This is a genomic window from Bradyrhizobium canariense, assembly GCF_019402665.1.
Taxonomy (GTDB): domain Bacteria; phylum Pseudomonadota; class Alphaproteobacteria; order Rhizobiales; family Xanthobacteraceae; genus Bradyrhizobium; species Bradyrhizobium canariense.
Map to the genome: position 1 here is coordinate 1 of NZ_VSST01000071.1, position 14951 is coordinate 14951.

12 protein-coding genes are annotated in these 14951 nt (G+C 65.1%); 4 read left to right on the forward strand and 8 right to left on the reverse strand.

All coding sequences use genetic code 11. The features are described from left to right. The 5 genes from FXB41_RS32555 to FXB41_RS32575 form a co-directional block, all read right to left on the reverse strand. A partial coding sequence (locus FXB41_RS32555) for a methyl-accepting chemotaxis protein (protein ID WP_246649405.1) occupies positions 1-1331 on the reverse strand: 1331 nt, incomplete at its 3' end. A 207-nt stretch (positions 1332-1538) separates the two neighbouring features. Next, positions 1539-1790 carry a DUF6894 family protein gene (locus FXB41_RS32560; protein ID WP_007594936.1) on the reverse strand — a complete coding sequence of 84 codons (252 nt, stop codon included), beginning with the start codon at positions 1788-1790 and terminating at the stop codon, positions 1539-1541. A gap of 164 nt (positions 1791-1954) precedes the next feature. Further along, positions 1955-2554 (reverse strand): hypothetical protein, encoded by a 600-nt coding sequence (locus FXB41_RS32565; RefSeq protein WP_219684674.1) that lies wholly within the window; start codon positions 2552-2554, stop codon positions 1955-1957. Positions 2555-2666: 112 nt separating this feature from the next. Further along, a complete protein-coding gene (gene acuI, locus FXB41_RS32570) occupies positions 2667-3653 on the reverse strand; it encodes an acrylyl-CoA reductase (NADPH) (RefSeq protein ID WP_219684675.1) in 987 nt (328 codons plus the stop codon). A gap of 40 nt (positions 3654-3693) precedes the next feature. Then, positions 3694-4947: an MFS transporter gene (locus FXB41_RS32575; protein WP_219684676.1), complete on the reverse strand. Its 1254-nt coding sequence runs from the start codon at positions 4945-4947 to the stop codon at positions 3694-3696. Positions 4948-5277: 330 nt separating this feature from the next. On the opposite strand from FXB41_RS32575, the gene nadA reads away from it, so the two are divergent. The 3 genes from nadA (at position 5278) to nadC (ending at position 9082) form a co-directional block, all read left to right on the forward strand. Then, positions 5278-6384, forward strand: coding sequence for a quinolinate synthase NadA (gene nadA, locus FXB41_RS32580; protein ID WP_007594940.1), 1107 nt, complete (start codon positions 5278-5280; stop codon positions 6382-6384). Between the two features lie 200 nt (positions 6385-6584). Then, on the forward strand, positions 6585-8192 hold the full coding sequence (locus FXB41_RS32585; protein WP_219684677.1) for an L-aspartate oxidase: 1608 nt from the start codon (positions 6585-6587) through the stop codon (positions 8190-8192). Positions 8193-8203: 11 nt separating this feature from the next. Further along, positions 8204-9082 carry a carboxylating nicotinate-nucleotide diphosphorylase gene (nadC, locus tag FXB41_RS32590; RefSeq protein ID WP_007594942.1) on the forward strand — a complete coding sequence of 293 codons (879 nt, stop codon included), beginning with the start codon at positions 8204-8206 and terminating at the stop codon, positions 9080-9082. Between the two features lie 4 nt (positions 9083-9086). Here the strand turns inward: nadC and FXB41_RS32595 are convergent, their stop codons facing one another. The 3 genes from FXB41_RS32595 to FXB41_RS32605 all read right to left on the reverse strand — a co-directional run bounded on the left by FXB41_RS32595 (position 9087) and on the right by FXB41_RS32605 (position 14249). Next, a complete protein-coding gene (locus FXB41_RS32595; protein ID WP_219684678.1) occupies positions 9087-10541 on the reverse strand; it encodes a cell wall hydrolase in 1455 nt (484 codons plus the stop codon). Between the two features lie 501 nt (positions 10542-11042). After that, positions 11043-13997: a pyruvate, phosphate dikinase gene (ppdK, locus tag FXB41_RS32600; RefSeq protein ID WP_007594947.1), complete on the reverse strand. Its 2955-nt coding sequence runs from the start codon at positions 13995-13997 to the stop codon at positions 11043-11045. 96 nt (positions 13998-14093) lie between these two features. Next, positions 14094-14249, reverse strand: a complete 156-nt coding sequence (locus FXB41_RS32605; protein WP_007594951.1) for a DUF3096 domain-containing protein — start codon at positions 14247-14249, stop codon at positions 14094-14096. 223 nt (positions 14250-14472) lie between these two features. On the opposite strand from FXB41_RS32605, the gene FXB41_RS32610 reads away from it, so the two are divergent. Then, positions 14473-14826 (forward strand): DUF1236 domain-containing protein, encoded by a 354-nt coding sequence (locus FXB41_RS32610; RefSeq protein WP_007594952.1) that lies wholly within the window; start codon positions 14473-14475, stop codon positions 14824-14826. Positions 14827-14951: the final 125 nt, after the last annotated feature.

The window sequence follows — 14951 nt, forward strand, 5'->3', positions numbered from 1 at the left end:
AAGCCGCGGCCGGCCTCGCCGGCGCGTGCCGCCTCGATGGTGGCATTGAGCGCCAGCAGGTTGGTCTGGCCGGCGATCGTGTTGATCAGTTCGACCACGTCGCCAATGCGAGCCGCCGCCTTGGACAATTCGCCGACACGGTCGGTCGTGGTTCGGGCTTGTGTTACCGCCTCGCTTGCCACACGTGCGGATTCCTGCACCTGGCGGCTGATCTCGGTGATCGAGGACGACAGCTCTTCGGTCGCAGACGCCACCGATTGCACGTTGGTCGAGGCTTCCTCCGAGGCTGCTGCAACCACGGTCGTGAGCTGTTGCGTGCGCTCGGCGGTCGAGGTCAGCGTCGTGGCCGACGCTTCGAGTTCGGTCGAGGCCGAGGAGACGGTGTCGACAATCTCCCCGACGGCAGCTTCGAAGCCGTTCGCGAGCTTGTGCATCTCTGCCTTGCGTTGCGCGGCTGCGACCTGGTCCTGCCTGATCTTGGCCTCGGCATCCTCGCGCGCCTTTTGCTCGGATACGATCTTGAATTTCTCGACGGACGCGGCGACGCCGCCAACCTCGTCCTTGCGGCCGAGCCCCGGCAGCACCACGGAGAAGTCACCGCCAGCGAGCTTGTCCATGGCAACCGTGAGCGCGCGGATCGGCCGCGCGATGGTCAGGAAGGACGTCAGCCATGAACCCACGAGGACGAGCACGGCGCACGCACCGACCACCATGCCGAGACGCTCGCTCGCGGCCATCTCCTGGGTCGCGGCAGCGATTTCTTCCTCGCCTTTGTGCTTGGCGAAATCGGCGATCTCGCTGGTCAAATTATCCAGTTGCGTCGCAAGCGGCAGCGTCACCTCACGGATCTGGCGCGCGCCTTCCTCGGAAATCTTGGCCGCGCGCGCGGGGTCCGTGGCCGCAACGGCAATGGCCTCGCTGCGAAAAGAGGCGTTCTGCTGTGCGCCCTTCAGGTAATCGGCGGACGTAGACCTGAGCTTCTCCATCCGCGCGCGATTTTCCGGGGAGTGCGTCAATCTGAGCATGGAATCGATGACGCCGTTCAGCGCTTTCGACCGCTCCAGCAGAGTCTCGCTCGCCTTTTGCAAGTCACCCTGATTGTTGGCGAGACGCATGTCGCGTACAGCGAGCTGCATGCCACGTATTCCAAGCTTGGCTTCGGTGGCCTCGCGCACCAATTCCTGCTGCGCAATTGCTGCTTGGTTGGAATGACGCACGGTGTTGTTGCCGATGACCTGGCTCGCGATCATGGCGCCGACGAGAATAACGCCGAACACCGAAGCGAGCGCGAGCTTGGTACCAATTTGTAGATTCTGGATGAGTCTCGACATGAGGGCGTTTCCCGGGATGCGCGGCCAAGTCATTGTCGGCCGCCCTCGGCGTTGATCGCCCTTGCCTAAGAACTGAGCTTCAGGTGTGGTGATCCGGTTAACGGCCACCCCCGGACAAATACCGGCTTCGCCGGGAAATCCCTTGAAAAATGGCACGGTCCGCGCGCTTAACAGGTTAACCACGCGCGGCGGTAGGATGCCCGATTTTTAGCCAGTGCGACCAAGGGCTTTCTGGCTCTCGCCGATCAGGCTGATCCGGAACACCGGCTCCTTGTTCTCGTCGAGCAGCTCCATGCGCCATTCGGCGTCCTGTTTCAGGCCGCGTGAGATGCCGCCGAGCAAATTGGCACAGACTTCGGTCATCTCGGTCCAGGCCGCGGCGCGGTCCTCGAACTCATATGGCTGGTCGGCAGCACCGGAATAGCGGCCCGTGCTGATACGGAAGAAGTACAGCGACATCGTTGAACCCTTTGATCGGGCCGCGCCCCCCGGCCGTACGCAAACTGGGGCGCGAACAGCTACCAACGCATGAAAGCCGCCGTCCGTATGACTACGGCGCGGCGGCTTCGTGTTTGATGGCAGCTCTCAACGACAAAGTGCGCGGACTGTCCTGCGCAGCCAACTCACTGGGTCGAGCGGCGCAGCTCCAGCGGGGCGTCGTCCCTGGCGGGCTCCGATTTAACTTGCGGCTTCACCGGCTCGAGCCGGCTGCTCTCGACGCGTGGGGTCTCGATACGCGCGGCGACTTCGGTGTTGGTCGCGCCGACCGAACCCGTGTGTTCCGAGGTGCGCAGCGAGCGCGGCCGCGCGACGGCGCGCGCCATCAGCATCTGGTTGCCGCCTTGGTGATGGAAGTCGCAATAGGCAAAGCCCATCCCCGACACCGAGCCGCGGAAACTGCGATCGTCGGTCTTTTCAAGATTGAAACAGGGCTCGAACGGAATGCCCTTGATCGAGGCGCAGACGTTCTGGCCGCGGATCTGAAGCGTGTTGCCGGGCAGACGGAGATGTTTCACCGGACCTGCACCCGAGAACTGCACGGCGCCGGCGGCGCCGAGGTCGTCCATGATGCGGCCAGCCCCGCGGGTGCCGTCAAAGCAGGTGAAAGCAAACACCTTCCCGGCGACGAAGCGGCGCGCCTCATCGGCGTTCATGCTTCCAGCAATGGCCGGCGCAAACGTCGCTACCGCCGTGACCGCCCCCAACACAATACGCGCAAGCATGCTCAACTCCGAACCAACCCCGCAGCGGGCTATGCCTTATCTCTTTACCCGCTGCTTACCATACTAACCATGGCGACATTGAAGCAGCATGGTTGGTAAAGTCTGAACGCCGTTAGAGAATTTTTACAACGGTGCGACCGCGGACCTGGCCGGCCAGGATTTTCGCGCCCCACTCCGGAACTTCGGAAAGCGGAATTTCGTGAGTAATTTCAGCTAGTTTTGTCCGATCCAGATCGGACGCCAGGCGCTGCCAGGCGGCTTTCCGCGGCTCGATCGGGCACATCACGGAATCGATGCCGAGAAGGCACACCCCGCGCAAAATGAAGGGCGCGACGGAAGACGGCAGGTCCATGCCGGCCGCCAAGCCGCAGGCCGCGATCGCGCCGCCATACTTTGTCATCGACAGGAGATTTGCGAGCGTGGTCGAGCCGACGCTGTCGACGCCACCCGCCCAGCGCTCCTTGGCGATGGGCTTGGCGGCCGCTGACAATTCGTTGCGGTCGATCACCTCAGTCGCGCCGATCTCTTTCAGATAGTCGGCTTCGGAGGCACGGCCGGTGGACGCGATGACGTGATAGCCGAGCTTCGAGAGCACGGCGGTCGCAACCGAGCCGACGCCGCCCGCCGCGCCCGTCACCACGACCGGACCGCTGTTCGGCGACACTCCGTGCTTCTCCAGCGCCAGCACGGACAGCATCGCGGTGAAGCCGGCGGTGCCGATCGCCATGGCGTCGCGCGCCGACAGGCCCTGCGGAAGAGCGACCAGCCAGTCGCCTTTCACCCGCGCCTTCTCGGCATAGGCGCCGAGATGGGTCTCCCCCATGCCCCAGCCGGTGCAGACGACTTTATCGCCCGCCTTCCATTGCGGATGCGAGGACTGCTCGACGGTGCCGGCGAAATCGATGCCGGCAATCATCGGAAAGCGGCGCACCACCGGCGCCTTGCCGGTGAGCGCAAGGCCGTCCTTGTAGTTCAATGTCGACCATTCCACGCGGACGGTGACGTCGCCCTCCATCAGCTCGGCTTCGTCGAACTGCGTGAGCTGCGCGGTGGTGCCCTTGTCCGCCTTGTCGATCCGGATCGCCTTGAACGTCGCCACAGCAAAACTCCCTGACTTGTTTCAGGGGATGTTTAGCCGATCAGGCAGGCTGCGCAACCGCCCGCTGGACCGGTTTTTCCACGATCGGAAGATTGATCAGCGCCGAGAGCACGCCGAACAGGATCGAGAGCCACCAGATCGGCGTGTAGGAACCGAACCGCTCGAACACAATGCCGCCGAGCCAGACGCCGAGGAAGCCGCCGACCTGATGGCTGACGAAGGCGAAGCCATAGAGGGTGGCGAACCAGCGCGTGCCGAACATGATCGCGACCAGCGCCGAGGTCGGCGGCACGGTCGACAGCCAGGTCAGGCCGGAGACCGCGCCGAACGCAATCGCCGAGAATGGCGTGATCGGGAACGAGATGAAGGCAAACGTCGCAAGCGCGCGGGTGAAATAGATGCTCGAGAGGATGTAGCGCTTGGGAAGTGAGTTCTGGAGATAGCCGACGCTCAGCGATCCCATGATGTTGAACAGGCCGATCGCGGCGATCACCCAGCCGCCGATTTGCGTGGAGATGCCGTTATCGACCAGGAAGGCCGGCAGATGCACCGTGATGAAGGCAAGCTGGAAGCCGCAGGTGAAGAAGCCGAGCACAAGCAGCACGTAGGAGCGATGGCCGAAGGCTTCCGCGAGCGCTTTGGTGAAAGTCTGCTGGTCCGCGGGCGCCGCGTTTGCCGTGCTTGCGACCGGCGGCGTCGAGAGCGCCAGCGCCAGCGGGATGATCAGCAGCATCAGGAAGCCGAACACGGTGAGCGCCTGCTGCCAGCCGAAATTGTCGATCAGGGCCACACCGATCGGCGCGAACAGGAACTGCCCGAACGATCCCGCCGCAGTGCCGGCGCCAAGCGCAAGGCCGCGCTTCTCGGCCGGCAAGAGCTTGGTAAATGCCGAGAGCACCAGATTGAACGAGCAGCCGGCGAGACCGAAGCCAACCATGACGCCAGCGCCGATGTTGAGCGACAGCGGCGTCGAGGAATAGCGCATCAGGAGCAAGCCGCCGGCATAGAGCAGAGCGCCGACGCACATTACCCGGAACAGGCCGAAGCGATCGGCGACCGCGCCGGCGACGGGCTGGCCCAGTCCCCACAGCAAATTCTGAAACGCGATCGCGAGGCCGAACACGTCGCGGCCCCAGGCATATTCATGGCTCATCGGCTGTACGAAGAAACCGAGCGCCGAGCGCGGCCCGAAGCCGAGCATCCCGATCGCGCAGCCGCAGAGAATGATGATCGCCGGCGTACGCCAGGAGGAGGAACGGGAGACCGAACCGAGCTCGCCCATCTGTGTCGACATGCTGTTCCTCGTGCGTCGTCGCGGATTCGCAAATGGCAGCCGCGAGCCAGCTCGTTTAATGCATCTGCATGAAAACCCCAAGTCAAAAACGATTGCATTCCGCGAAGAGCTGGCGCGGGAGCATTGCATTTCCTCGCGACCTTAGCCGACGCGCCGGGCGCCGGACTTGACGGAAATGTGTGCGGCAAGATCTGGCGGCCCGCCGCGCGCCGTGTTATCTTCGATTTACTCAAGTTGAGCATATCGAAGGTCCACCGGCCCCCTTGGCCGGATTTCTCAGGCCACAAATATACTCATATTGAGTACAACTGACATACTCGGGAGGCTTCGATGCCGCTAACTGGAATTTACGGCCCCGACGACTTTGCCAACCGGCCGCAGGGCCACGTCATCGCGCCGGCACGGCCGGGGCAGGCGCGAACCGGACCTCCGCTGCCGATGCCTTCACTGGAATGGACGCCGGAGGTCGAGCGAGCCACCGCACCGCTTTACGAGCGCGTGAAACAGGTGATCCCGCCGATCGAATGGCCGCTGATGGCCCCGACGATCAAGGCGATCAACGAACTGAAGCAGGCGCGCGGCGCGGTGATTCTCGCGCATAATTACCAGGCGCCGGAGATCTTCCACTGCGTCGCCGACATCGGCGGTGATTCGCTCCAGCTCGCGGTCGAAGCCACCAGGGTGAAGGCCGGCATCATCGTCCAGTGCGGCGTGCACTTCATGGCGGAGACGTCGAAACTGCTCAATCCGGACAAGACGGTGCTGATCCCTGATACGCGCGCGGGCTGCTCGCTCGCCGCCAGCATCACTGGCGCCGACGTCCGCCTGCTCCGCGAAAAATTTCCCGGCGTGCCTGTCGTTGCCTATGTCAACACCTCCGCGGAGGTGAAGGCCGAGGTCGATATCTGCTGCACCTCGTCGAACGCGGTTCAGGTGGTCGAGAGCCTCGGCGCGCCCAGCGTGATCTTCCTGCCCGACCGCTATCTCGCCACTTACGTGGCCTCGAAGACCGACGTGAAGATCATTGCCTGGAAGGGCGCCTGCGAGGTGCACGAGCGTTTCACCGGCGCCGAGCTGCGCAGCTACCGCGAGGCCGATCCCTCCGTTCAGATCATCGCCCATCCCGAATGCCCGCCGGACGTGCTGGCCGAGGCCGACTTCACGGGCTCGACCGCGCACATGATCAACTGGGTGCGCGAGCGGCGGCCGCGGCGGCTGGTGATGATCACGGAATGCTCGATGGCCGACAATGTGCGCGCCGAGCTGCCCGATGTGGAGATGCTGCGTCCCTGCAACATCTGCCCGCACATGAAGCGCATCACGCTCGCCAACATTCTGGAGAGCCTGCTGACGCTTCGCGACGAGGTCACGATCGATCCCACGCTTGCGGACCGCGCAAGGCGCTCGGTCGAGCGGATGATCAATCTGAAGAACTAGCAACACACACAGCGGTCGTCCCGGCCTAGTGCGCAATTGCGCACGGGGGGCCGGGACCCATAACCACCGAACGCCGCCGGTTGCAAAGAACAGCGTCAGGCAGCTGAGCCAAACAACAGCTGCTGCGGAGTATGGGTCCCGGCCCCCCGTGCGCAATTGCGCACTAGGCCGGGACGACAGCTGAGAGCTTGGAGAAAGCTATGACAACAAACACCATCCACCCTCTCGCCCGCAGCGCCGACGATGTCGTCATCGTCGGCGGCGGTCTCGCCGGACTCTTTTGCGCATTGAAGCTCGCGCCGCGGCCGGTGACATTGATCTCGGCCGCGCCGCTCGGACAGGGCGCGTCATCCGCATGGGCGCAAGGCGGCATCGCCGCCGCAATAGCTGAAGGCGATACGCCCGAAGCGCACGCCGCGGATACGATCGCCGTTGGCGGCGGCATCGTCGACGAAGCTGTCGCATTGGAAATCGCGCGCGAGGCCGCGCCGCGGATTCACGATCTTCTCGCCTATGGCGTGCCGTTCGACCGCGATCTCGAAGGCAGGCTCGCCGTCGGGCGCGAGGCCGCACATTCGGCGCGGCGTATCGTCCATGTGCGCGGCGACGGCGCGGGCGCCGCCATCATCGCAGCCCTGAGCGAGGCCGTGCGGCGCACACCATCGATCCGGCTGATCGAAGGCTTTGTCGCCGAAGCGCTGTTGACCGAGGACGGCGCTGTCATCGGCCTTCAACTGCGCGAAGTCCGCAATTACGCCGCACGGCCGGTCCTCCTCGCTGCGCGGACGGTGGTGCTCGCCACCGGCGGCATCGGCCATCTCTATGCCGTCACCACCAATCCGCGCGAGGCCAGCGGATCCGGCCTTGCGATCGCCGCACGCGCCGGCGCGGTCATTGCAGATCCCGAATTCGTGCAATTTCACCCGACCGCCATCATGGTCGGCCGCGATCCCGCGCCGCTCGCCACGGAAGCCCTGCGCGGCGAAGGCGCGACGCTGATCAACGGCCGTGGCGAGCGTTTCATGGCGGCGCGCCATCCGCTCGCCGAGCTCGCACCGCGCGACATCGTGGCCCGCGGCGTGTTCGCGGAGATCTCGGCCGGGCGCGGCGCCTTCCTCGATGCGCGGCAGGCGCTGGGCGCACGTTTTGCCGACAGGTTCCCGACCGTTCATGCAAGCTGCATCGCCGCCGGCATCGACCCCGCCACGCAGGCCATCCCGATCGCACCGGCGGCGCACTATCACATGGGCGGCATCGCGGTGGACGATCGCGGCCGCAGCTCGATCGACGGGCTCTGGGCCGGCGGCGAAGTGTCGTCCACCGGCGCGCATGGCGCGAACCGGCTTGCGTCGAATTCGCTGCTGGAGGCCGTGGTCTACGCCGCGCGCATCGCCGACGACATCGCCGGCCGCACCATTCCCTCGCCCGCGCGCCTTGCGGACGTGCCGACGCCGCGGGGCGACGCGCCGGATGCTGCGGACGTGAACCGGCTGCGGACGCTGATGAGCGCGCATGTCGGCGTGATCCGCAATGGTGAGGGGCTTGCGGAGGCGGTCCGCAGCTTCGCCGCGCTCGAATGCGAGGCCGCGAGCATCACGGTCCGCAACATGGCAACGGCAGCCCTGCTCGTGGCGGCGTCGGCCTGGAACCGGCGCGAGAGCCGCGGCGCGCATTTCCGCTCCGACCATTCCGCGGACGTTCCCGCGCTCGCGCAACGCACGATGACGACGCTCGCAGCAGTGCGCGAGATCGCAGATGGCCTAACCGAACGCCCGACACCACGCATCGCGCAACCCATGATCGCTTGACGGAGTCCGCCATGATCACCCCAACCTCTCTGCTCTACCCCGACGCCTTCCTCTCCCCGCTCGCGATCGACGAGGCTGTGCACCGCGCGCTCGATGAGGATCTCGGCCGCGCCGGCGACATCACCTCGCTTGCGACGATCCCCGAGGCAACGAAGGCGCAAGCGATCCTGGTCGCACGGCAATCCGGCGTGATCGCCGGCTTGCCGCTGGCGCTCGCCACCCTGCAAAGGCTTTCGCCCGACATCGAGGTACGCGCACATGTTCGCGACGCCGCGCGCGTCGCCCGCGGGCAGCAGGTGCTGACGATCTCGGGGCCGGCACGCGCCGTCCTCACGGCGGAGCGGACCGCGCTGAATTTCGTCGGCCGCCTGTCAGGCGTTGCGACGCTCACGGCGGACTATGTTGCGCGCACCGAGGGCACCCGGATGCGGATCTGCTGCACGCGAAAAACCACGCCGGGATTACGGGCGTTGGAGAAATACGCGGTACGTTGCGGCGGGGGCTTCAATCACCGCTTCGGGCTCGACGACGCGATCCTGATCAAGGACAACCACGTCGCGGTCGCCGGCGGTATCCGCCCCGTGCTGGAGCGCGCCCGCGCCCATGCCGGCCATCTCGTCAAGATCGAGATCGAGGTCGACACGCTGACGCAGTTGCGCGAGGTGCTCGACACCGGCCTTGCCGACGCCGTGCTGCTCGACAACATGGACATTGCGACGCTGCGCGAGGCCGTTGGGATCAACGAGGGACGCCTCAAGCTGGAGGCATCCGGCGGCGTCACCCTGGGCTCGATCGCAGCCATCGCGGCGACCGGCGTCGACTACGCTTCAGCCGGCGCGCTGACGCATTCGGCACCGAATTTCGACTGCGCGCTGGATATCGAGATGTGAGGCGCTACCTTCGCTCGGTCGTGCCCATCTCGGCGGAGCTCTTGGCTTCCTGGGTGAGTTCGGCGGAGAGCGCGGCGGTCTGCGCCGGCGTGCCCCAGCTCGGTTCCTCGCTGCCGTCGCCCCAGGCGCGTGGGCGATAGAAGGTGTGGACGCCGGTCTTGTACATCTTCTTCATCTCGGCGACCCAGGACGGGCGCACCCAGTAGGCGTGGTAGTGCGTGGACTTGCCGACCTCGGGCAGCCAGATCTGGCCGTCGAGCATGGCCTTCGAGATCTTTTTCGCACGCTCCCACATCTCGGGCTCGCGGATCACGTCGGCATTGTTGTCGCAGGCAAAGGTGAACTGGCAGGCGAAATGCCGGTGCTTGTTCTGATAGACGGCGCCGCACACCGTGTCCGGATATTTGCCGGAGAACACGCGGTTCATCACCACCTGCGCAACCGCCATCTGACCGCGCACGGCTTCGCCGCGGGACTCGAAATAGACGGCCTCCGCGAGGCATTTTTCGGACTTCGCGCGCGACTTGTCGTCGAGCGCGAGCCGTTCCGCCGGCGATCTGGCGCGCTGGTTGTCGACGTTGACCTCACCCTTCGGCGCGACGCTCTCGCCGCTTTCGATATCCTTCGCAATATCCTCCGACGGCGGCGACAGCGAGGCCGTCACCTTCATGTCGGGGTCGGGCATCACGATCAGCGGCTCCGCACCCGGTTGCCAGCTCTCGATGCTCTCGACATTGCCGCCGAGCGAGGAACTGCCGAAGAATAGGTTCGAGGTCTTGACGCGGAACGGATCGCGCGGCGGTGCAGCCGGAATGGTGGCCTGCTTCAGCGCTTCGAGCGGCTGGAGCGCGATCGAGCGCGCGGCGTCGCTGGCCTGTGGCGCATTGGTGTATTGCGGCAGCGGCGGCGCGCGCAGCGCCTCCGCGAGTTCGGGATCGAGCGCGGCCGCGGACTCCGGCGACATCGCCTGTGGCAGCGCGACGGTCTTGGCGCCGAACACCGAGCTGTTCGACGTCGCGGGATCTTCCTGCGTCGGCGCTGCCGTCGGCGCGCCCGCTTCGGGAGCCTGCGTCGGTGTGACCGTTGCGAGGCGGTCACCCTTCATCGAGCGATCGACCTTGGGAAAATCGGCGGCCTGGTAGCGCGGCGGCGCCTGCAGCGCCGGATCGCGGCTGATCGCGCCGGTGACGTCGCGGCCGTCGAGGCTCGCGAGACGAACCATCGCGCTCTGCGGAGCCGAAGTGCCGATCGGCCGGGAAAAACTGTAAGTGGCCAGCTGTATGGAGGACGCAGCAGAGAATACCTGCTTCTGCCAACGCTCCGCGACGCCGGGTTGGCGCGCCAGCAGCGAGGCAATGTCCTGATAGCCGGTCTCTCTCGGCATCAATGCGAAGATGCAGAGACCGATGCCGAAGGACGCGAACCGCGCGCCCTTCGGATGGGTACGCAACAAAAACATCGATACGCTCACGCTACGCTTACGCTAGAAAAATCGAGCCGCAGTACATCCGTGCAATTCGATCTTTATCGTGAGTATCTAATTTAGGTTGCCGGGGCGTTAATCGGCGTTGCGCATGCGGCACACGCAAGCAATCGCAGGTGTTTTCACGGGGCGACGATGCGCATTGGTAAACGCGCCCTCACGCTGCGCGGTAAACAATTGGTCAACGCGAATGGTGAAGGAACTCTTGCTCGCACGTGTCATTACGGGACGCGATAGGTTCGGTCCCATCGCCACATCAACAGTAGCTGTCATGCCCCGCGAAGGCGGGGCATCCAGTACGCCGCGGCTTCTGCGTTCAAGCACTAACGTCTCGGCGTACTGGATCGCCCGGTCAAGCCGGGCGATGACAGCGAGTGTGCGGTGATCGCAATGGCGGCGTGGCGAGAGCATCGCTCCAAACAAAAGAGGCGGGGTTTAGCCCCCGCCTCTTTCGTTCTCAACATTTCAACTCGTCGCTTATGCCTGGCTCGCAACCGCCTTGCCGAGCGCGGCTTGCGCGGCGGCGAGGCGGGCGATCGGGACGCGGTAGGGCGAGCAGGAGACGTAGTCGAGGCCGATCGCGTGACAGAAGGCGACGGAGGCGGGATCGCCGCCGTGCTCGCCGCAGATGCCGACCTTGAGCGAGGCGCGCGTCTTGCGGCCGCGTGCGACGCCGATCTTGACGAGCTCGCCGACGCCTTCCTGGTCGAGCGCGACGAAGGGATCGATCGGCAGGATGCCCTTGGACACGTAGGTGCCGAGGAAGCTCGCGGCATCGTCACGGCTGATGCCGTAGGTCGTCTGCGTGAGGTCGTTGGTACCGAACGAGAAGAACTCGGCGCTCTCCGCGATCTCGGCCGCGAGCAGGCAGGCGCGCGGCAGCTCGATCATGGTGCCGACCTGGTAGGTCAGCTTGGTGTTGGTGTCGCGCATCACCGCCTTCGCGGTGGAATCGATGCGCGCCTTGACGAGGTCGAGCTCCATCTTAGTGGCGATCAGCGGCACCATCACCTCGAGGCCGACGGCCTTGCCGGTGCGCTTCTCGGCCTCGACTGCCGCTTCGAAGATCGCGCGCGCCTGCATCTCGGCGATCTCGGGATAGGCGATCGCGATACGGCAGCCGCGGAAGCCGAGCATCGGGTTGAACTCCGACAGCTCGCGCGCGCGGTCGGCCAGGCGCCGCGGGTCGGTGTTCATGGCGCGCGCCACTTCCTCGACCTCGGCATGGGTGTGCGGCAGGAACTCGTGCAACGGCGGATCAAGCAAGCGGATCGTGACGGGCAGACCCTTCATGATCTCGAACAGCTCGACGAAGTCGGCGCGCTGCATCGGCAGCAGCTTTGCCAGCGCAGCGCGGCGCGACTGCTCGTCCTCGGAGAGGATCATCTCGCGCACCGTGCGGATGCGCGTCTCCTCGAAGAACATGTGCTCGGTACGGCACAGGCCGATGCCTTCCGCGCCGAACTTGATCGCGGTGTGCGCGTCTTCCGGCGTGTCCGCGTTGACGCGCACGCCGATCTTACGGACCTGGTCGGCCCATTTCATTAGCGTGCCGAACTCGCCGGACAGCTCGGGCTCGATCATCGGCATGCGGCCGGCGAGCACCTGACCGAGCGAGCCGTCGATGGTGATCACGTCGCCGGTCTTGAAGGTGCGCGAGCCGATGCTCATGGTGCCGCGGCCGTAATCGACGCGGATGGTGCCGCAGCCGGAGACGCAGGGCTTGCCCATGCCGCGCGCGACCACCGCAGCATGCGAGGTCATGCCGCCACGGGTGGTCAAGATGCCTTCGGCGGCGTGCATGCCGTGGATGTCCTCGGGGCTGGTCTCGATCCGGACCAGAATCACCTTGCGACCGTCGGCCTGAAGCTTGGCCGCCTCGTCCGAGGAGAACACGATCTCGCCGGAGGCCGCACCCGGCGAGGCCGGCAGGCCGGTCGCGATCACGTCGCGCTTGGCATTGGGGTCGATGGTCGGATGCAGCAGCTGATCGAGCGAGGCGGGGTCGATCCGCGTCACCGCTTCCTTCTTGGTGATCAGGCCTTCATTGGCGAGCTCGACCGCGATGCGCAGCGCCGCTTTCGCGGTGCGCTTGCCGCCGCGGGTCTGCAGCATCCAGAGCTTGCCCTGCTCGACCGTGAACTCCATGTCCTGCATGTCGCGGTAGTGCTTCTCGAGCAGCGTGTAGATCCGGGTCAGCTCGTTGAAGGCTTCCGGCATCGCCGATTCCATCGACGCCTTGTCGGAGCCCGAGTCCTTGCGCGCTTCCTCGGTGATGTCCTGCGGCGTGCGGATGCCCGCCACCACGTCCTCGCCTTGCGCGTTGATCAGGAACTCGCCGTAGAGCTTGCTCTCGCCGGTCGAGGGATTGCGCGTGAAGGCAACGCCGGTCGCCGAGGTCTCGCCCATGTTGCCGAACACCATGGCCTGCACGTTGACCGCGGTGCCCCAGGATTCCGGAATGTCGTGCAGCCTGCGGTAGGTCACCGCGCGCGCGTTCATCCAGGATGAAAACACCGCGCCAATCGCGCCCCAGAGCTGGTCGTGCGGATCCTGCGGAAAATCCTTGCCGGTTTCGCGCGCGACCGCGTCCTTGTACTTGCCGACCAGATCGACCCAGTCGTCGGCGGTGAGATCGGTGTCGAGCGTGTAGCCCTGGCTGTCCTTGAAGGTGTCGAGGATTTCCTCGAAATGATGATGCTCGAAGCCGAGCACCACGTCCGAATACATGGTGATGAAGCGGCGATAGCTGTCATAGGCGAAGCGGCGATCGCCCGACAGTTCCGACAGCGCTTCCACGGTCTCGTCGTTGAGGCCGAGATTGAGCACGGTGTCCATCATGCCCGGCATCGAGGCGCGGCCGCCGGAGCGCACGGAAACGAGCAGCGGGTTCCTGGAATCGCCGAAGATCTTGCCGGTCAACTTGCCAACATGATCGAGCGCCTTCTCAACCTGCGACTTCAATTCCTTGGGGTAGGATTTGTCGTGCGCGTAGAAATAGGTGCAGACCGAGGTCGGGATGGTGAAGCCCGGAGGCACCGGCAGGCCGAGATTGGCCATCTCGGCGAGGTTGGCGCCCTTGCCGCCGAGCAGGTCGCGCATCTCCGCTTTGCCCTCGGCCTTGCCGTCCCCGAACGTGAACACCCACTTGCCGGCCTTGGCCGCAACAGGCGCCGCCTTGGTTGAAGCAGCCTTGCTCGGTACCGACTTCGCGGCGACCTTCGGCGCAACCGGCTTCTTCGGCGCCTTCGCAACAGCCTTGGAAACGGCCTTGGCCGCAGGCTTCACAGCCGGCTTGGCAGCAGCCTTGGCCACGGGCTTCGGGGCGCGCTTGGCAAGTGCCTTGCGGGCCGCCGGCGCGGCTTTCGCCTTGGCAGAGGACTTTGATTTCGCTGGCATTTTCGCTGAAGTTTTCGAGGCGGCTTTGGCCATAGCTTGCACACAACCTGCGAGAGGAATGGGTAATCGCGGGCCTTACACCACTTTGGGCAGGTCCGCGCAAGTCGAAGAGTTCCGTAGAATGAAGGCCTAGAGATGGAGCCACTTCAACAATCCGAGCCCGATCGCACCATTTATGATGAGAAAAATCGCGACGATCAGGTTCAGCAGGCGCGGCATGATCAGGATGAGCACACCCGCAAGCAGCGACAGGATCGGCGAGATATGGGCGACGGTGATGTGCATGAACTTTCTTTCCGTGGGGTGGGGGCGAATCGCGGCGGGATCATAGCGGACTAGGTTCCGCGGGTAGAGACGCACTGGGCGGGCGCGAGTTCCCGGCTTCGCGAAAACTGCCCGAAAATGCCGCGAATGCGGCGGCCGTTTTCCGGAACATCGCGAAGACGCATGCATTGGCAACCGGTCGCGCCATTGGCGCTTCCCGAAAACCTTCTCGAAGGAGTTGCCCATGCGGAACAGGATTCTTGCTCTTGCAGCGCTCGCGGCCGCGATCGGCTCGCCCCTTGCGGCGCAGGCGCAAAGCAGCGTCACAGTGGGACGCGCACCCGTCGTCGTCGACAGCGGTCCGACCATTGCGGTCGAGCAGCGGCCGGCGTTCCGCGACTATGTCGTCGAACAACGTGTGCCGGCTTTCCGCATCCCGGATCGCGTGGTGGTCGGTGCCACCTTACCTGAAAGCGGCGTGACCTATTATGACGTGCCGCAACGTTTCGGCGCCACCACCTATCGCTACACCGTCGTGAACGGCGAGACCGTGCTGGTCGAGCCGCGCTCGCGGCGCATCGTCGAGGTGATGGACTAGCGTCTTCAGGGATCGACTAGGTGTCCGGCGCGTCACATCAATCAGGCTGACGCGAGCAGTAGAGTCGGACATCAGGCCCCGCCCGGTCCTCCCCCCGCCGGGCGGGGCTTTTTGTGCTTCGTGTG